Here is an 18,687-nt window from a genome sequence, read left to right as displayed (position 1 = left end):
CTCAGTTTAATGTCCAGCTGTCCATTTTCAACTTGATACGCTGATCGCCCTGAGTCAGTTCCAGACGATCTGGCAGGGAAGGGATGACCTCATCGCTGTAGCTCTGGTAAACCACGTTGCCCTTCAGGCCGTTGTGGCTGTAGTTCACTTTTGACAGGCGGTACTGGCTGTCGAGGGTGAAATCACTCTCATCGCCCGGCAGGCCGAGCATCCACAAACGCAGGTTAGCCAACGGAATCGACATGCCGGTCAGTTTCTGGATCATTTCGTCAGGATTGTCGCTGGTATATTTCTTGCCCTGATTATTGGTGAGCTGGGCGATGCCGCTTTGTACTTTCAGTTCCATCTCGGTGCTGCCGAGCGGATTGGTCAACAGCAAACGGTAGCTGTCCGGCGAGTATTGCTGCCAGAAGAAGCGCGCATAAACTTTCTGCCGGTCGGAAATATAGGCGAAGGCGCCGCGGGTCTGATAATGCTCCAGCTGTTTGACCTGCGCTTCGTGCTCACGCCACTGCGGCGAAGTCGGGCTGGTTGCCGGGCCTTTAGGAGCATTGATCGAACAGGCGGCAAGAACCAGGCTGGCAAGAGGAAGAAGGCGAAGTAAGTGGGCTTTACGCATTGGCATATCGGATTAAGTCCTTGGGTGCTGAGGCATCAGTGCCTGGGCAAATTCGGCGGTCGCCAGTTTATCACACTGGCGCGATGCGCGTTTTCAAAAACAGGAACATTTCCCTGTTGTTCTCTCATTAAGAAAGAAACAGAAGCGTTGATCATCTTTGAGAAGCCTGCCAGTGGCAAAGCTGATTTGTAATAGGATTTAACGGATAATGCTGCTTAGCTTTTATTGATCCCGCGCATTATGTAGAATGCGCTTCAGACGTAAACCCATACCAACATAAGTATTACTCGATAATCGCTTCCCTATGACCCTGCTTGCATTAGGTATCAATCACAAAACCGCACCGGTTTCTTTGCGTGAACGGGTAACTTTTTCCCCCGAGACCATTGAACAGGCGCTCTCCAGTCTGCTCCAGCAACCGCTGGTGCAGGGCGGTGTCGTGTTGTCCACCTGTAACCGGACTGAGCTCTATCTCAGCGTGGAACAACAGGAAAATCTTCAGGAACAGCTGGTGAACTGGCTGTGTGATTATCACAAGCTTAGCGTTGAAGAAGTCAAAAAAAGCCTTTACTGGCATCAGGATAACGCCGCTGTCAGTCATCTGATGCGTGTGGCAAGTGGTCTTGATTCGCTGGTACTCGGTGAGCCACAAATTCTCGGCCAGGTTAAAAAAGCCTTTGCAGAATCCCAGCATGGGCAGGCTGTTTCCGGTGAACTTGAGCGTTTATTCCAGAAGTCCTTCTCCGTAGCCAAGCGTGTACGCACTGAAACCGATATCGGCGCCAGCGCCGTGTCTGTGGCATTTGCCGCCTGTACGCTGGCGCGCCAGATCTTTGAATCCCTCTCTGACGTCAGCGTGCTGCTGGTCGGGGCCGGTGAAACCATCGAACTGGTGGCGCGTCATCTGCGTGAACATAAAGTTCGCCATATGATGATTGCCAACCGTACCCGTGAACGTGCGCAAGTGCTGGCCGATGAAGTCGGCGCGGAAGTGATCACCTTACAGGATATCGATTCCCGCCTGGCGGAAGCCGATATTATTATCAGTTCCACTGCCAGCCCGCTGCCGATCATCGGTAAAGGCATGGTGGAAAGGGCGCTGAAAGCCCGCCGTAATCAGCCGATGTTGATGGTGGATATCGCCGTTCCGCGCGACATTGAGCCGGAAGTCGGCAAACTCGCCAATGCCTACCTTTACAGCGTTGACGATCTGCACAGCATTATTCAAAACAATCTGGCCCAACGTAAAGCCGCAGCAATACAGGCGGAATCGATCGTTGAACAGGAAAGCTCTAATTTCATGGCGTGGCTGCGTTCGCAGGGCGCGGTGGAAATTATTCGTGATTACCGCTCGCGTGCCGATCTTGTCCGTGCCGAGGCCGAAGCCAAAGCGCTGGCGGCCATTGCGCAGGGCGCCGATGTCACCGCGGTTATCCATGAATTAGCGTATAAATTAACTAACCGTCTTATTCACGCTCCCACCCGCTCTTTGCAACAGGCCGCCAGCGATGGTGATGTCGAACGCTTGCAAATTTTACGCGACAGCCTCGGGCTGGATCAGCAATAGTTCTTTTTTCTCACAGGGTTAAACACCACGCATGAAGCCTTCTATTGTTGCCAAACTGGAAGTGTTACAAGAGCGCCATGAAGAAGTACAGGCGATGCTCGGCGATGCCGCCGTTATTGCCGATCAGGACAAATTCCGCAATCTTTCCCGCGAATACGCACAGCTGACCGACGTCTCTGAATGTTTTCTGACCTGGCGTCAGGCGCAGGAAGATTTAGCCGCAGCCGAAGAGATGCTCGACGATCCAGAGATGCGGGAAATGGCACAGGACGAAATCAAAAGCTGTAAAGCCAAACTGGAAGAACTGGAACAGCAACTTCAGCTACTGCTGTTGCCAAAAGATCCGGATGATGAACGCGGCTGCTTCCTTGAGATCCGTGCAGGAACCGGCGGTGACGAAGCGGCGATTTTCGCCGGTGATCTGTTCCGCATGTACAGCCGTTATGCTGAAACCCGCCGCTGGCGTGTCGAAATCATCAGCGCCAACGAAGGCGAGCACGGCGGTTATAAAGAAGTGATCGCTAAAGTGACGGGTGAGGGCGTTTACGGCCAGTTCAAATTTGAGTCTGGCGGTCACCGCGTCCAGCGTGTACCGGAAACCGAGTCTCAGGGCCGTATTCATACATCAGCCTGCACCGTAGCCGTAATGCCGGAAGTGCCGGAAGCCGAGCTGCCGGAGATCAACGCCGGTGATTTGAAAATTGACACCTTCCGCTCTTCGGGCGCGGGCGGTCAGCACGTTAACACCACTGATTCCGCCATCCGCATTACCCACTTGCCCACCGGCATCGTGGTTGAATGTCAGGATGAGCGTTCTCAGCACAAGAACAAAGCCAAAGCGATGTCGGTGCTCGGGGCGCGTATTCGTGCGGCAGAAATGGCAAAACGCCATGCGGAAGAAGCGTCAACGCGCCGCAACCTGCTCGGCAGCGGTGACCGTTCGGACCGTAACCGTACTTACAACTTCCCGCAAGGTCGTGTGACCGATCACCGCATCAACCTGACGATTTACCGTCTGGATGAAGTGATGGAAGGCAAACTGGACGCGCTGATCCAGCCTATCGTGCAGGAATATCAGGCCGACCAGCTTGCTGCGTTGTCAGAGCAGGATTAATGGATTTTCAACACTGGCTGGCTGTGGCCACGATGCGTCTGGCGGCGGGCGAAAGCCCTAAGCGGGACGCGGAAATTTTGCTGGGGTTTGTCACGGGTAAGGCGCGCACCTTTATTATGGCCTTCGGTGAAACACCGCTGACGGCCACTCAGTCAGAACAGCTTGAAGCCCTGCTGGCGCGACGCGAGCAGGGTGAACCTGTTGCCTATCTGGTCGGTGAACGCGAATTCTGGTCACTGCGGCTGAGCGTTTCTCCTGCCACATTGATTCCCCGTCCTGATACCGAATGTCTGGTTGAACAGGCGCTGCTGCGCCTGCCTGCCACGCCGGTCAATGTGCTGGATCTCGGCACCGGCACCGGGGCAATCGCACTGGCGATTGCCAGCGAGCGGCCGGATTGTGACATCACCGGTATCGACCTGCACCCCGAAGCTGTCAAACTGGCTGAGCATAATGCGCAGAAACTGGCGATCCCCAATGCCCGGTTTCTGCACGGCAGTTGGTTTACGCCGGTTCCCCGGCAGCGTTTCGCACTGATCGCCAGTAATCCTCCTTATATTGATGCAGCCGATCCTCATCTTGCTGAAGGTGACATACGTTTTGAACCTGCCAGCGCACTGGTGGCTGAAAATGCCGGTCTGGCCTGTCTGGCGCATATTATTCAGTCGGCAACGGCGTATCTTGACGAGGGAGGGTGGCTGCTGCTCGAACATGGCTGGCAGCAGGCAAAGGACGTACAAAACATATTTGCTCAGGCGGGATACTGTGAAATTTCTACCGTGAAAGATTATGGCGGTAACGATCGGGTCACGCTGGGGCAATGGGTCAAAGAGTCACTCAATCAATAATAACGCAGTGACCGGCCTGGCATCAGGCCATTTTTTACTAACAAGGAAGCCGGATATGTCGTCATATATTTGGGTTAAGAATCTCCATCTGGTCACTATAACGCTGAGCATTATCTTGTTCGTCTTGCGTTTTTTCTGGAAATGGGCCGGTTCTGCTATGCTGCAAAAGCGTTGGGTGAAGATCATGCCTCACGCCGTCGACACGCTGTTATTGTTGAGCGGTGTAGCGCTGATTTTTATTACCCATTTCTATCCGTTCAGCCCACAGGGAACCTGGCTGACCGAAAAGCTTTTTGGCGTTATCATTTACATCCTCCTGGGTTTTGTGGCCTTGAGTAAGCGCCCGCGCAGTCAGACGACGCGCTGGATTGCCTTTATTCTGGCACTGGGATGCTTGTATTTGATCGTGAAGCTTGCCATGACCAAAATACCGCTGCTAATGGGATAACTATGAGTGCCATTGCTGATTTTGAATTTAACACCTCGCCGCTGAGCGCCGGGGTGATCCTGGTGACACAGGCGATTCGCTTTGATTTTAAAGCCGAAGAGGTCAGTCGCCAGTTACAGTCGCTGGTTGATGAGGCGCGCCAGGTGGTGCCACAAGATCTCAATCAGGATCAGCAACTTGAAGTATTAATTAAGTTGTTTTACCGCACCTGGGGTTTCGGCGGTGCGGGCGGTGTCTATCGCCTGTCAGATGCTATCTGGTTGGACAAGGTGTTGGCATCACGTCAGGGAACCCCGGTATCGCTGGGGATTATTTTCCTGCATATCGCCCATGAACTTGATTTACCCCTGATGCCGGTTATCTTCCCCACTCAGCTTATCCTGCGTGCCGACTGGCTCGATGAAGAGATGTGGCTGGTGAATCCGATCAACGGCGATACGCTGAGTGAGCACATTCTGCACGTATGGCTGAAGGGCAATCTGGGTGTCAGTGCGGAAATCGAGGATGATGATCTCGAAGAAGCGGAGCACACCGTCATCGTGCGTAAAATGCTCGATACTCTCAAAGCGGCGTTGATGGAAGAGAAACAGATGGAACTGGCACTGCGCGCCAGTCAGGCCGTGCTGGAGTTCGATCCCGAAGATCCCTATGAAATTCGCGATCGCGGGTTGATTTATGCCCAGCTGGATTGTAACCATGTGGCGATTTCTGATTTAAATTACTTTGTTGAGCAGTGTCCGGAAGATCCGATTTCCGAAGTGATCAAAATGCAGATCCATGCCATTGAACACAAGCAAGTGACGCTACACTGAGTTACAATCTGCAACGAATTTTCAGATATCAATGACCAGATTTGCGTTTAAATACAGCAAGTTAACTGTATTACCGTACCTGATTACTCTTTATAAGGCCAAAGCATGAAACAGAAAGTGGTTAGCATTAAGGATATTAACGTCGCGAACGACCTGCCGTTTGTATTGTTCGGTGGTATGAACGTGCTGGAATCACGTGATATGGCAATGCGTGTTTGTGAGCATTACGTTACCGTCACGCAAAAATTGGGCATTCCTTATGTGTTCAAAGCGTCTTTTGATAAAGCCAACCGCTCGTCTATCCACTCCTACCGTGGGCCAGGTCTTGACGAAGGGATGAAGATTTTCCAGGAGCTGAAAAAAACTTTCGGCGTGAAAATCATCACCGACGTGCATGAATCCTGGCAGGCACAGCCTGTTTCAGAAGTGGTTGATGTGATTCAGTTACCTGCGTTTCTGGCCCGCCAGACCGATCTGGTTGAAGCGATGGCTAAAACGGGCGCCGTCATTAACGTCAAGAAACCACAGTTCGTCAGCCCAGGCCAGATGGGCAATATTGTGGATAAATTCAAAGAAGGCGGCAACGATCAGGTTATCCTGTGCGATCGCGGCAGCAACTTTGGTTATGACAATCTGGTTGTCGACATGCTGGGCATCAACGTAATGATTAACGCCACTGGCGGTCATCCGGTGATCTTCGACGTGACTCACGCCCTGCAAACCCGTGACCCGTTTGGTGCCGCTTCCGGTGGCCGTCGTGCACAGGTGGCTGAACTGGCCCGTGCCGGTATGGCCGTTGGCCTTGCGGGTCTGTTTATCGAAGCTCATGAAGATCCGGAACACGCGAAGTGCGACGGTCCTTCCGCATTACCGCTGGCTAAACTGGAGCCTTTCCTGGTACAGATGAAGGCCATTGATGATCTGGTCAAAAGTTTCCCGGCGCTTGATACCAGCAAATAAGCGACAGTGATCCGCATGGTTATCCGTGCAGAAAGTAAAAAGGCGGCCTCTGCAGGTCGCCTTTTTCATTTTAACTTTTCACTGCATTTCTCAGCGTGGTAAGGGGTCCATGAGTGCTTCGGAAAGTGAACTGTAGAAACTGAGGCGTCCAGCCACGGGCTTCACTCCCGCGCGTGCCAGCGTTTTCAGCGGCTGGAAGGGGATATCAGTGATCACCAGTTCTACGCCCTCGGGCAACGCTTCAATGTAACTTTGCAGCGCGCTCAGACCACCGGCATCGAGCAGAGCAACGCGATCCCAAATCAGAATGATGCGTTTCGCGCTACCACTGCGAACCAGCAACTGCGTAAAAATACGCTCAGCGGCAGGGAAGAACAGCGGGCCGCTGATGCGTAATACACACTCGTCGGCGCCATATTCTCCAGGAACCTCGGTCAGGCGGGTCATTTTCGCGATGCGGCGCATAAACAGCAGCGAGGCCATGACAATCCCGGCAGTAATGGCGATCACCATGTCGAACAGCACGGTGAGGCTCATACAGGTCAACATCACCAGAATGTCATCCTTCGGCGCACGGCGCAGGAGGTTAATGACTTTGTGCGCTTCACTCATATTCCACGCCACCATCAGCAGCAGGGCGGCCATCGCGGCTAGCGGCAGCCATGACAGCCACGGAGCCAGCACCAGCAGCGCCAGAATAACCAGCAGGGAGTGAATAATGGCGGAGATCGGTGAGGTCGCTCCGGCACGCACGTTTGCCGCTGAACGGGCAATGGCTGCCGTGGCGGTGATCCCGCCGAAGAACGGCGTGATGATGTTGCCAATACCCTGACCGATCAGCTCGTTGTTGGAGTGATGCTTTTTGCCTGTCATACCGTCGAGTACCACGGCGCACAGCAAGGACTCGATGGCCCCGAGCATCGCCATGGAGAAGGCCGCAGGCAGCAGCGCCTGAATCAGATCAAGGTTCAGCCCTTGGCCGCCGCCCTGAACCCAGGGCAGGGTGAACTGCGGCAGGATAGCCGGTATGCCGCTGCCCTGTGAACCGTCAGGCAACAGATATTGAAAGCGTGAGCCTATTGTCGCCACCGGATGACCGGCCTGTATGAAAAGGGCCATCACCGCACAACCTGCCAGCAATGCCGGTAAATGACCGGGAACCCGCAGGCCAAGTTTTGGCCAGACTATCAGGACGGCTAATGTCACGACGCCAATCAGTGCGTCGCCGATATCCAGCGTCGGCATGGCCTGCACCAGCGCTATCACTTTACCGACGTAGTGTTCCGGCATAGCCGCGACGCTTAGCCCGAAGAAATCCTTAATCTGCATAGTCGCGATGGTGATACCAATACCCGAGGTAAACCCAAGCGTGACCGGCAGCGGAATGTATTCAATCAGCCTGCCAAAGCGCGCAAGCCCCATCAAAACCAGCATCAGCCCGGACATCAGGGTCGCCAGCAGTAAGCCAGATAAACCGTACTGTTGCGAGACCGGATAGAGGATCACCACGAAAGCCGCAGTCGGGCCGGAGACGCTAAAACGTGAGCCCCCGCAGACCGCAATGATAATCCCGGCGACGGCGGCAGTATAAAGGCCATATTGCGGGGGTACCCCGCTGCCGATAGCCAGTGCCATCGCCAGCGGAATGGCGATGATCCCGACAGTGACACCAGAAATGACGTCTTTTAGCAGGCGCTGCACGGTATATCTTTCGTTGATACAGGCGTCGATAAGGGCGCTGAAGAGACGCAGAGGACGATTTGTTGGGGTATTCATAACATCGTGGATCACCTGAAAACTGGCATAAAATAAGGCGGGTTTGGTACCCGTCACGGGTTATTGCGTGACCATACGCCTTTTTACCGCCGTTGTTGTAGATATAAATCAATGACCGTCTGGGTGAGCGATAAGATAATGGATTAATCTCATTTTTGGGTGGAAGAGAAACCAACATCACAATTTTTTTGCCGTGTTCACGGCGTTCAGATTGTTCATCTATATTTAAATCAGTGCTTATTTCGCTGGGTTTTCACAAAGGAAATTCTATTCCTCATGCCGGATTTCACTTCTCTGGGCAATTTATACGCTGGTATTTGCGTGACTTACGCCACGCTGTCGATCAGCTATTTTGTTCTCAGCCGCAGCGAACCTTTTAATTTCAACGGAGACGTGTGGAAACGGATAGTCTTTGGCCTCGCGGCCGGCGTTTCAGCGTTGTTTCTGTCAGGCGACCGTCTGGTACTGAACGAACATCTGTTTTACAGCTTCGAAATGTTGCCGATGATTCTGGTGACTTTTTTTGGTGGCTGGCTCAGCGGGGTGTGCTGTTATGTCTTTGTGTTTGCCTTCACCGGCGCTTTTACGCTGAATAATCTGTTCATTGCCTGCATTATGATGCCGCTGCTTTTATTTCGCGTCTGGCGTAACCGCCGTCACCGGGTATTTTACATTGCCATCATTTTAATTGGCTTGCTGCGTTTGGCGTTGGTCTCCAGCCTGCAGGGATTATACGCGGCCTGGACCTCGCTAATTTTATATCAGCTGACCGCCGCCGCCTGCATGATTTTGTGTTATCACGCGCTGAATTTTAAAGAAATCTACATGAATAAGGTGTTCAACATTCGGGTACAGGCCGCGACGGATGAGCTTACGCAAATTAATAACCGCGCGAGTATTGATTACCGCCTGTTATTACAGCAAAGACAGCGTCAGGCCTGCGGGTTGATTATTATTGATGTCGATAATTTCAAGCAGGTCAATGACGGCTACGGACATCTGGTTGGCGATCGTGTGCTGAGCGAAGTGGGACGATTACTGCGCCATCTCACCCGCAATGAAGATTTTGCGGGGCGCTTCGGCGGCGAGGAGTTTCTTGTGATGACGGCGACCTATGAGCCGGAGACGCTCATTTCTATTGCCGAACGCATCCGTCAGGAAGTTGAACAGTGCGTCATCGTACTCGACGACGGGCGGCAGTTGAAAGTGACGGTATCGCTCGGGGTATCGCTCTATTTGCCCGGAATGATGATCCGCAAAGCGCTGAAACTGGCAGATCAGGCGCTTTATCAGGCCAAACGGAAGGGCAAAAATCAGGCGATCGTCAGCTCGATTTTGCATCTGGCCAGATTAGGCGACAGAAAGCCAAAAGTTTAAATCAGCAAAAGCAAAAAGGGCCTGGATTTTCATCCAGGCCCTTTTTGCTTTTATATGGCGGTGAGAGAGGGGTTCGAACCCTCGATACGCGTTAGCGTATACACACTTTCCAGGCGTGCTCCTTCAGCCACTCAGACACCTCACCGTATTCGTTACATCGCTATGCAGTGCAACGGGGCGCTACTATAGGGAGAGCAGCCTGACGGGTCAAGAAGAATTTAGCAGATTAGGTTCAGGTGGTTAAGACGTGGGCAGTTGACTCGTTGGAAAGCAAAAGGGCCTGGATTTTCATCCAAGCCCTTTTGCTTATATATGGCGGTGAGGGAGGGGTTCGAACCCTCGATACGCGTTAGCGTATACACACTTTCCAGGCGTGCTCCTTCAGCCACTCAGACACCTCACCGTAAGTCGAACATCGCCGTAGCGCTGTTGACCGGCGCTAATGTAGGGAAAAGCGGGCCCAGCGTCAACACTCTTTTTCACGATCCGATCCGATGACTCAAACTTAAAGCAATTTGCTGATTTACAGAGCAAAAAAAGGCGCAGCACTGAACAACGAGGGAAAAGAATTTCGTGTTATTAATCTCACTAATGATTGTGAATAAATAATTAGAAAAAATGCATAGAAGCACAATTATCACGCAAACAGTTATCTCTCGAAGTAAATAGCAAAATATGTTGTGAAAAAGTGCACTTGCGGGGGTATAACAATGCCCTTCATCAGTTTGCCTCATAAAAAAACCACATATAAAGAGGGTTAGGCAGACCGTATTTCGTTTATTCACATTATGGTAAGACGGGGTTCACACTTGAGTCATTCACAGAATGCGGCATCGCCGCACCACGGGCACCGGTCGGTCATTCCGGCAGGTTCCGGCGCGCTATTCTTTATTCAAACCTTTTCGACATTAGGTTTTGCAGTGCTGTACTCCACGCTGGTGCTTTACGCCACCAAGCGTCTCGGGTTCAGCGAGGCTAACGCCAACGCCATTATGGGGGTGTTCGGCGCCTTCAACTATGGGCTGCATATGTTTGGCGGTTATCTGGGCGGGCGTTATCTCAGTAACCGTAATCTGTTTGTTCTCGGCATGGTATTGCAGGTGTTTGGCTGCGGGCTTATCGCCATGGAAGGGGCGCTTGGCCTGTACTGGGGCCTGGCGATGTTCCTCACCGGCAGTGGTCTTAATGTGACCTGTCTGAATATGATGCTGACCCAGCGTTTTGCGCCGGACGATGACCGCCGTGAGTCGGCATTCCTGTGGAACTACGCCGGGATGAATCTGGGCTTCTTTATCGGTTTCGCCGTTGCGGGTTATTTCCAGCTGAGTGAAAACTATAAAGCCCTGTTCCTGTTTGCCACCCTCGGTAACGTGCTGGCGATTATCGTCACCTTCACCCGCTGGCGGATTCTGGCCGATATCAGCACGCCGCTCAGGGAGGTCAGCCGCAGCCAGTTTATGCGCCGTGGCGCTATTGGCATCGCCGTGTTGGTGGTGCTGGTACCGATTATCCGCCTGATGCTCACCCACGCTGAGTTCAGCAGCTATTTTGTGGTAGTGCTGGGTATTGTGATTTTTGCCGCCATGGCGCTGCTGACATTCCGTCATCGCGACCGCGACGAACGCCGCAGCATGAAAGCCTATCTGATTCTGGCGCTGGGTTCGCTGGTATTCTGGACGCTTTATCAGCTGGCGCCGATGGGATTGATGCTGTTCTCCGAGCACAACATCGATCTGAACGTTTACGGTATCCGCGTTGCGCCGCAGTGGGTGCAGAACATCAATACTGTGGTGATTGTTGTCGGCGGTCCGCTGATGGCACTCTGGTTCAAAAGCCTGCGTCAGCGTGGCTGGAAGCTGGATATTCCCCTGCAATTCTCCGCCTCGCTGTTCTGCATGGGGCTGGGAATGCTGGTGCTTCCGTGGGGTATCAGTCTGGCGGGTGGCAATGGTCTGGTGGCGTTCAAATGGATTGCCATCAGCTACATCCTGCAAAGTATCGGTGAACTGCTTATCTCGCCAATTGGTTATGCGATGATTGGCAAACTGGCTCCGGCCCGCTATCAGGGCGTGATGATGGGCTGCTGGATGATGGTGACCGGCGTGGCATCCGTGCTCGCGAGCTATGTTTCCGGTCTGATGCCTGAAAACGCAGGCAGCACACCGGTGCTGACCAATCCGGGCTACAGCGCAGTGTTCAGCGCGCTGGGTTGGGGTTCAGTCGTTACCGGCGTGGTGCTGGTCGTTCTCATCCCGCTGCTGCGCCGTTTGATCCAACGCGTTCCGGCCTGAAGGCCACGCCCTATTCAGGGCATCAATGGATAACAACACAGGCTCCGTTCTACGGGGCCTGTTCTTTTTTTCATCTTTGGGTTGCATCCTGATGATATTCGGGGAAATCTATCAGGGCTTAGGAGGCAAACCACCATGAACATTATTTTTTACCACCCTACATTTGATTCGAAGACATGGATTGACGGAATAAGTAAAAGATTACCGCAAGCCCGCGTCCGTGCATGGCACCGTGATGACACACAACCCGCCGATTACGCTCTGGTCTGGCAGCCACCCCACGAGATGCTGGCGCCGCGCACGACACTCAAAGGCATCTTTGCCCTCGGCGCTGGCGTTGACGCCATCATCACGCAGGATCAGCAACAGCCGGGGACATTACCGCCCGGTGTGCCCTTGCTGCGCCTCGAAGATACCGGCATGTCACTGCAAATGCAGGAATATGCGTTGGCCACGGTGCTGCGCTATTTTCGCCGCATGGACGAGTATCAGCTGCTCCAGCAACAAAAACAGTGGCGTCCGCTGACCCCGCATCAGCATCAGGATTTCACCGTCGGGATTATGGGCGCAGGCGTGCTTGGCAGCAGCGTCGCAGAAAAACTCATCGGTATGAATTTCCAGGTTCGCAGCTGGAGCCGCCGTCTTAAAGATATTCCGGGCGTCAAAAGCTTCTTTGGCGACGAACAGCTCCATGAATTCGCCAGTGGCTGCAAGCTGCTCATCAACCTGCTGCCTAACACGCCGCAAACCGCAGGCATTCTGAATCAGGGCCTATTTTCCCATTTGCAGGATCACGCCTATCTGATCAATCTGGCGCGGGGGATGCATCTGGTTGAGGGCGATTTACTGCGCGCGCTCGACAGCGGACAGATAGCCGCTGCGACGCTGGATGTTTTTGTCGAAGAACCTCTGCCGGGTATGCACCCTTTTTGGTCACATCCGCGTGTTAGCATTACGCCGCACATCGGTGCCAATACCTTACCGGAACAGGCTATGGACAACATCGCCGCCAATATTTTGGCAATGGAAGAGGGGCGCGCACCGACGGGGCTGGTGGATTTGACGCGCGGCTATTAAGCACCGTCTCACCGGCCCGATAACCCATCAGAGTCTGCTAAAATTAATTCAGCCACGGCGAACATCGCCGCCGTGGCTGCTAACTTCAGGGAGCCACTATGCCGTATCCGGTTGATTTACATATGCACACCGTCGCCAGCACCCATGCTTACAGCACGCTGCATGACTATATTGATGAAGCGAAAGGAAAGGGCATCAAATTATTTGCCATCACTGACCATGGCCCGGACATGGCGGATGCGCCGCATTACTGGCACTTTATGAATATGCATGTCTGGCCGCGTCTGGTGGATGGCGTCGGCATCCTGCGTGGGATTGAGTCGAACATTAAAAATATTGAAGGTGATATCGACTGCACGGGACCGATGCTGACTGCCATCGATGTGATCATTGCCGGTTTCCACGAGCCGGTGATGCCGCCTTCCGATAAAGAAACTCACACGGCGGCGATGATCGCAGCCATGGCCGGTGGCGAAGTCCATATCATCAGCCATCCGGGCAATCCGCGTTATCCGATTGATATTCCAGCCGTGGCCGCCGCCGCCGCGAAATATAATGTAGCGCTGGAACTGAATAACTCGTCGTTTACCCATTCGCGCAAAGGCAGTGAGCCAAACTGCCGCGCTATCGTAGAGGCTGTGAAAGAGGCTGGCGGCTGGCTGGCGCTGGGCTCCGATTCACACATTGCTTATTCGCTTGGCGGGTTTGAACATTGTGAAAGAATTCTGCGTGAAGTTGGCTTCCCTGAGGAACGTATCCTCAACGTTAGCCCGCGCCGCTTTCTGGATTTTCTGGTCATGCGTGGCCGCGCACCCATTGCTGAATTAAGCGAACTGTGACATTGTCACGTCCGTTTTGAATTTCCCTTTTTCTTCTGGCTTAGCAGGTTGCCGATATGAATGAATTTTCCGTAGTTTGCCGCGTACTCGGCACATTGTTTTACCGCCAGCCGCAAGATCCCCTGCTGGAGCCGCTGTTCGGTCTGATCCAGCAAGGGAAGTTGCTGGAACACTGGCCGCTGGAGCAGGATGCCTTGCTGGTCCGCCTGCAACAAAGTGCCGATCCGCAGGCGCTGTCTGCCGAGTTTAATTATCTGTTTGTTGGCGCAGAATGCGCAGTCTCCCCGTACCGCAGCGACTACGTTGAAGGCGCGAACGAACTGGATGTGCGCACTTTCCTTCAACAGCGCGGTATGCCGCTTGGCGAAACACCTGCGGACCATTTTGGGTCTATGCTGCTGGCCGCGTCTTGGCTGGAAGATCAGTCAACTGAAGATGAGGTGGTGGCCCAAACCACACTGTTTGACGAGTTGTTGTTCCCGTGGTGCGGCAAGTTTTTAGGCAAAGTTGAAGCCCATGCGACCAGCGGTTTCTACCGCACGCTGGCTGAAATCAGCCGTGAAGCCTTACAGGCAATGCGTGATGAGCTGGAAGAAGCGGCGCCGCAGGACATTGAAGGCGACGAGGAAGACGAGCAGTAATTCTTCTTAAATCACCAATAAAAAGCCCGGACATGAAATCTCATGCCGGGCTTTTTTATGCAACCTGCAAAGTTTAGTCAGTAAAAGGGATCACCAGTTCACCCGGTTTCACTTCCAGTCCTTTCGCCAGCTTCTTCGCCATCGCTTCGCCTTTGCTGTGATCGGCATTGAGCACATAGGCGGGTTTCTGATCAAAGTAAGATTTCAGTGACTGATTGAGATAAGGCATCAACCCTTTCATCACAGAATCCATTTTTTCCGGCTTTATGGTGTAATCCACGACTTCCATATCTTTCAGGAAAATCGCCCCTTTCTCTTTATCGAACGAGGGCTGCGCTTTCAGCGTCAGGGTCATGTCGGCTTTTTGCGGTCCGAACAGCGAGGTGATATCCACGCTGGCATTGCCTGTCAGGGTCACTTTGCCTGGCTCTGCGCGACCGATCTGGCTGTTAAGATTGGTCAGGATGATTTTGGCATCCACCAGGCCGGGTACGCCCAGCTGTTTCTGAAAATCATTATGCTGGTGCAAGTAATCATTTACCTGCTGCTCACTCAGTGTGTATTGCGTGAGCTGGTTACATCCGGCAAGCAGGCCGGCTAACATCAGGGCAGCAGCCCCTAAAAATAGCTTTCTCATTTATTCCTCTGCGACAGCGACGTAACGCGGCAAGACAGGTAAACCCTGTTTTCTATGAACAACCTTGCCAGCATGGTCTGTTAAAAACCCAATGCCAATCAGACAACGCCGAATAGCCTAAGTGCTTGAGGGCGGGATTAAAAGAGGAAAATGTGCCTATGGAGGGAAGTAGCCGGAGCGGAACTCCGGCTGAAAAGGTTCAACTAGCCATGCTGGTCAGCAGATTCACTTGCGTTTGTTTCGCCATATTATCGCGGTACGCCTGAACGCGGGAGGGCAGATCCACGCCCTGAACAATCGACAGCGAGCGCAGCAGCGGCCACAGGCTGAAGTCATCTTCGGATAATTCGCCATTCACGGCATTAGGTTCAACGATCAGTTTGTCCAGCGCCCGTAGGTCGTTGCTGATCTTTTTGACCAGCCCCTCGGAGTGCTGCAGGTGCTCCTTAAAGTCGCCAATCTGTGCCTGCTTTTTCTCGGTGAAATATTTGCGGGCCGCAGGGGTGGCGAATTCCTCAAGAGGAGCGTGAGCAAAGCGCGGGAGCAGTAATTTTGCGGTGTATTCCGAGACCTGACGTAGCCAAGCGGCAATCGCAGGATTGGTGGCGCCGGTCAGCAGCGGCTCGCCGTCGCTTTTATCGATGAAAAGCACGATATCCATGCTTTCCGGCATAAAGCTGCCATCTTTTTTTTGCAGGATAGGCACCATTTTTTTACCGACCATCGAAACAGGGGTCTTTTCGTCGTCGTTTAGCAGGGCTTTTATTTCAATCGGGATGTTTTTCAGACCGAAAATCATGCGGGCTTTAACGCAGAAGGGACAATGTTCGTAGATGTAAAGTTTCATAATGCAATGCTCCTTTATCCGTGGCAGGCCTGTAGGGTGGATGAAAAGGTCTGCCGGGTTACGACGCATTATGAAGTATGGGTAAAGAATGCAGTGAGATCAAACCACCACCCTGAAGCAGCGATGGCTAAACCGCATTAATTACCGCTTAGCATCGCCGGTTCAATGCGGCGCAGATTGAATTGCCAGTATAAACCGGTGAGCGTGATAAACCCGACGATACCGAGTAAAAACCACGGCAATTCTGGCACATCGAGCGCGCGTCCGGTGTCGTACATCCAGCCTCCGCCGGTGTAACCGATAACCCCGCCCAGCGCCAGACCGAGCCGGCTGAACCCCATATAACTGCCGCGCGCCCGCGCATCAGCGAGCGATGCCCCCAGCGTTTCACGGGCGGGTTCGGCAATGATTGAACCCATATAGAAAAAGCCAATCAGCAGCAATAACGGATTAATAGATGTCACCAACCCCACCGGCAGCAGACTCAGGGTCATGATCAGTAACCCGAACATCAGGCGTTGCTCCAGACGAAAACGTTTCTCGCTCCAGCGGGCAATTGGATAAAGCAGCGTCAGCGACAGGGCGGCTTCAATGGCATACATCCATTTCACCGCCGTAGGGCTGCCGGCGATGTCATTGACCACAATCGGTAGCATCAGCATGACCTGCACGGTCAGCATGTAATATCCGGTGAGAGTCAGCACGTAGCTGACAAAACGGCGGTCGCGCAATACGCGCATCATCCCTTCACGCATCGGGGCCCGAACGGTGGAGATGCGATAAGCCGGCAGCAGCCAGGCGTTACAGGCGGCTGCGAGTACAAAAATAGCGGCACCGGCCCAGCATACGTAGTGGAAGTCATACTGCAGCAGCCAACTGCCGATAAGTGCGCCAATTACGGCGCCAGCGCTGTCTTGCATCATCAATAAGGAATAAAAACGGCTACGCTCATGGGGGCGGGTGAGTTTTATCACCAGCGCGGTGCGGGGTGGGTCAAAAAGAGTCCCGCCGAGACCGGACAGTACGCAGGAAGCCACGAGGATCCACGGCGCATCCGCCATGGCCATCGCGGCAAAACCCGCCGCACGTAGCAACATTCCGGTGACGATCATTGGTTTTGCACCAAAGCGGTCGGCAATGGCACCGCCAAATATGCCCAATCCCTGCTGGGTGAGCTGCCTGACACCCAGAGCCAGCCCGACAGCCATCGCGGCCCAGCCGAGCTGGTCGACAAAGTGGATCGAGATCAGGGGAAACACCATAAAAAAGCCTAAAATAACCAGCGCATTATCTAACAGCAGGAAATATTTACCCAAGCTCCGAGCTTGCGAGACCAATGACATGCTTCACCTGAAGGGTTGTCTGCACCCGATCCAACAGGTGCTGATAGGAGAAATTTTACCGTTACAATTCTGAACCTCAAACGGATAATAGGATAGGGCGCTATAGATAATATTTTTTTATCGTCAAGCCGCGCAGAGACTGGCAGAATTGACCACCTGACGATGGCTGGACTCGCCCGATCGTTTGTTTCCTATCAATACTTCTTATCGACCTGTGCGGACTGTGGAGGGAAGGGATGTTTGGCTATAAATCTGCCACACCAAGAGTGCGGCTTACCACTGACCGGATGGTCCTGCGTTTAGTCCATGAGCGAGATGCGCACCGCATGGCGGATTACTATGTTGAGAACCGCGCCTTTCTCAAACCCTGGGAACCCGTTAGGGATGAAAGTCATTGCTATCCGTCCGGCTGGCAGGCGCGTCTTGGGCTTATCACCGAGATGCAAAAACAGGGTAATGCCTACTATTTTATTCTGCTCGACCCCGATGAAAATCACGTTCAGGGCGTGGCGAATTTCAGTAATGTTCTGCGCGGTTCGTTTCATGCCTGTTTTCTCGGCTACTCGCTGGGTGAAAAGTGGCAGGGGCATGGGCTGATGTTCGAAGCACTGCAGTCGCTTATCCGCTACATGCAACGCCAGCAAAAAATGCACCGTATAATGGCCAACTATATGCCGCACAATCAGCGCAGCGGGGATTTACTCGCCCGGCTGGGGTTTGAGCGGGAAGGTTATGCCAAAGATTACTTATTGATCGACGGTAAGTGGCAAGACCACATTCTGACCGCCCTGACTTATCAGGAATGGACCGCCTCCCGTTAAGGAAGCCGCATGAAACATGAACTGAGTGCCAAAGAAGCCCGCGTTGTCGGTTGTTTGCTGGAAAAACAACTCACCACGCCTGAACAATATCCGATGACGCTCAACGGTCTCACCACCGCGTGTAATCAGAAAACCAATCGTGAACCGGTGATGGAACTGAGCGAAAACGACGTGCAGCAAACGCTGGATTTGCTACTGCGCAAACATATTATCCGCACCCTCAGTGGCAGCCGGACGATGAAATATGAGCATCGCTTTTGTAACTCTGAATTCGGCAATCTGAAATTTTCACCGCAGGAAGTGGCGATCGTCACCACCCTGTTGTTGCGCGGTGCACAGACGCCGGGCGAACTGCGAACCCGCACTAACCGCCTGCATGATTTCTTGGATGTGGGCGAAGTGGAACAAACCCTGACCGAACTGGCGGCCCGCGAAGATGGCCCGTTCTGCGTGCGCCTGGCGCGTGAGCCGGGGAAAAGAGAGAGCCGTTTCATGCATCTGTTCAGTGGCGAAGTGACTAACATCGCCACCACGGCAGAAGAGGATGTATTTGCAGCGCCGCGGGTGGGCAGTTCTGCTCTTGAAGAGCGTGTTGCGGTGCTTGAAACAGAAGTGTCTGAACTGAAACAGAGGCTGGAACACCTGCTGGAACGTTTGGCGGATTAAGGAA

General features: G+C 53.3%; 18 protein-coding genes and 2 tRNA genes. 13 read left to right on the top strand and 7 right to left on the bottom strand.

Annotated elements, in window-relative coordinates:
* Position 1 precedes the first annotated feature (1 nt).
* Complete coding sequence (gene lolB, locus ACZRKO_RS07370; protein ID WP_463736564.1) at positions 2 to 625, bottom strand: lipoprotein insertase outer membrane protein LolB; 624 nt, start codon at positions 623 to 625, stop codon at positions 2 to 4.
* A gap of 298 nt (positions 626 to 923) precedes the next feature.
* On the opposite strand from lolB, the gene hemA reads away from it, so the two are divergent.
* The 6 genes from hemA (at position 924) to kdsA (ending at position 6,368) form a co-directional block, all read left to right on the top strand.
* A complete protein-coding gene (gene hemA, locus ACZRKO_RS07365; protein WP_463736563.1) occupies positions 924 to 2,186 on the top strand; it encodes a glutamyl-tRNA reductase in 1,263 nt (420 codons plus the stop codon).
* A gap of 31 nt (positions 2,187 to 2,217) precedes the next feature.
* Positions 2,218 to 3,300: a peptide chain release factor 1 gene (gene prfA, locus ACZRKO_RS07360; protein WP_463736562.1), complete on the top strand. Its 1,083-nt coding sequence runs from the start codon at positions 2,218 to 2,220 to the stop codon at positions 3,298 to 3,300.
* The gene (prmC, locus tag ACZRKO_RS07355; RefSeq protein ID WP_463736561.1) at positions 3,300 to 4,148 is read left to right on the top strand and encodes a peptide chain release factor N(5)-glutamine methyltransferase; all 849 of its coding nucleotides are present in this window, start codon (positions 3,300 to 3,302) and stop codon (positions 4,146 to 4,148) included. Before prfA ends, prmC begins: the two co-directional genes overlap by 1 nt.
* A 55-nt stretch (positions 4,149 to 4,203) precedes the next feature.
* Complete coding sequence (locus tag ACZRKO_RS07350; protein WP_463736560.1) at positions 4,204 to 4,596, top strand: SirB2 family protein; 393 nt, start codon at positions 4,204 to 4,206, stop codon at positions 4,594 to 4,596.
* Positions 4,597 to 4,598: 2 nt separating this feature from the next.
* Positions 4,599 to 5,408: an invasion regulator SirB1 gene (gene sirB1, locus ACZRKO_RS07345; RefSeq protein WP_463736559.1), complete on the top strand. Its 810-nt coding sequence runs from the start codon at positions 4,599 to 4,601 to the stop codon at positions 5,406 to 5,408.
* A gap of 105 nt (positions 5,409 to 5,513) precedes the next feature.
* Positions 5,514 to 6,368, top strand: a complete 855-nt coding sequence (kdsA, locus tag ACZRKO_RS07340; RefSeq protein ID WP_463736558.1) for a 3-deoxy-8-phosphooctulonate synthase — start codon at positions 5,514 to 5,516, stop codon at positions 6,366 to 6,368.
* A 90-nt stretch (positions 6,369 to 6,458) separates the two neighbouring features.
* Here the strand turns inward: kdsA and dauA are convergent, their stop codons facing one another.
* Positions 6,459 to 8,144: a C4-dicarboxylic acid transporter DauA gene (dauA, locus tag ACZRKO_RS07335; RefSeq protein ID WP_463736557.1), complete on the bottom strand. Its 1,686-nt coding sequence runs from the start codon at positions 8,142 to 8,144 to the stop codon at positions 6,459 to 6,461.
* Between the two features lie 276 nt (positions 8,145 to 8,420).
* Between dauA and ACZRKO_RS07330 the strand changes: the two genes are divergently transcribed.
* Positions 8,421 to 9,521 (top strand): GGDEF domain-containing protein, encoded by a 1,101-nt coding sequence (locus tag ACZRKO_RS07330; protein WP_463736556.1) that lies wholly within the window; start codon positions 8,421 to 8,423, stop codon positions 9,519 to 9,521.
* A gap of 55 nt (positions 9,522 to 9,576) precedes the next feature.
* Here ACZRKO_RS07330 and ACZRKO_RS07325 read toward each other — a convergent pair.
* Both ACZRKO_RS07325 and ACZRKO_RS07320 read right to left on the bottom strand, forming a co-directional pair.
* A tRNA-Ser gene (locus tag ACZRKO_RS07325) sits at positions 9,577 to 9,666 on the bottom strand.
* A gap of 168 nt (positions 9,667 to 9,834) precedes the next feature.
* Positions 9,835 to 9,924, bottom strand: a tRNA-Ser gene (locus ACZRKO_RS07320).
* Positions 9,925 to 10,330: 406 nt separating this feature from the next.
* Here ACZRKO_RS07320 and ACZRKO_RS07315 point away from each other — a divergent pair.
* The 4 genes from ACZRKO_RS07315 (at position 10,331) to ACZRKO_RS07300 (ending at position 14,369) form a co-directional block, all read left to right on the top strand.
* Positions 10,331 to 11,812: a peptide MFS transporter gene (locus ACZRKO_RS07315; protein ID WP_463736555.1), complete on the top strand. Its 1,482-nt coding sequence runs from the start codon at positions 10,331 to 10,333 to the stop codon at positions 11,810 to 11,812.
* Between the two features lie 135 nt (positions 11,813 to 11,947).
* On the top strand, positions 11,948 to 12,889 hold the full coding sequence (ghrA, locus tag ACZRKO_RS07310) for a glyoxylate/hydroxypyruvate reductase GhrA (RefSeq protein WP_463736554.1): 942 nt from the start codon (positions 11,948 to 11,950) through the stop codon (positions 12,887 to 12,889).
* Positions 12,890 to 12,987: 98 nt separating this feature from the next.
* Positions 12,988 to 13,728: a PHP domain-containing protein gene (locus tag ACZRKO_RS07305; protein WP_463736553.1), complete on the top strand. Its 741-nt coding sequence runs from the start codon at positions 12,988 to 12,990 to the stop codon at positions 13,726 to 13,728.
* 56 nt (positions 13,729 to 13,784) lie between these two features.
* Positions 13,785 to 14,369 (top strand): TorD/DmsD family molecular chaperone, encoded by a 585-nt coding sequence (locus ACZRKO_RS07300; protein WP_463736552.1) that lies wholly within the window; start codon positions 13,785 to 13,787, stop codon positions 14,367 to 14,369.
* 73 nt (positions 14,370 to 14,442) lie between these two features.
* Here the strand turns inward: ACZRKO_RS07300 and ACZRKO_RS07295 are convergent, their stop codons facing one another.
* The 3 genes from ACZRKO_RS07295 to mdtH all read right to left on the bottom strand — a co-directional run bounded on the left by ACZRKO_RS07295 (position 14,443) and on the right by mdtH (position 17,196).
* On the bottom strand, positions 14,443 to 15,006 hold the full coding sequence (locus ACZRKO_RS07295; RefSeq protein ID WP_463736551.1) for a lipoprotein: 564 nt from the start codon (positions 15,004 to 15,006) through the stop codon (positions 14,443 to 14,445).
* 199 nt (positions 15,007 to 15,205) lie between these two features.
* Positions 15,206 to 15,853 (bottom strand): glutaredoxin 2, encoded by a 648-nt coding sequence (grxB, locus tag ACZRKO_RS07290; protein ID WP_463736550.1) that lies wholly within the window; start codon positions 15,851 to 15,853, stop codon positions 15,206 to 15,208.
* A gap of 137 nt (positions 15,854 to 15,990) precedes the next feature.
* Positions 15,991 to 17,196 carry a multidrug efflux MFS transporter MdtH gene (gene mdtH / locus ACZRKO_RS07285; protein ID WP_463736549.1) on the bottom strand — a complete coding sequence of 402 codons (1,206 nt, stop codon included), beginning with the start codon at positions 17,194 to 17,196 and terminating at the stop codon, positions 15,991 to 15,993.
* A gap of 236 nt (positions 17,197 to 17,432) precedes the next feature.
* Here mdtH and rimJ point away from each other — a divergent pair, with 236 nt between their 5' ends.
* Entirely contained in the window at positions 17,433 to 18,017 is a 585-nt protein-coding gene (gene rimJ / locus ACZRKO_RS07280) for a ribosomal protein S5-alanine N-acetyltransferase (protein ID WP_463736548.1), read from the top strand.
* 9 nt (positions 18,018 to 18,026) lie between these two features.
* A complete protein-coding gene (locus tag ACZRKO_RS07275) occupies positions 18,027 to 18,683 on the top strand; it encodes a DUF480 domain-containing protein (RefSeq protein WP_463736547.1) in 657 nt (218 codons plus the stop codon).
* The last annotated feature ends 4 nt before the right edge of the window (positions 18,684 to 18,687 follow it).

It is taken from the genome of Ewingella sp. C233, assembly GCF_055407225.1.
The sequence above is the reverse complement of the archived record's forward strand: the minus strand, read 5'-3'. Positions and strand labels throughout refer to the sequence as shown.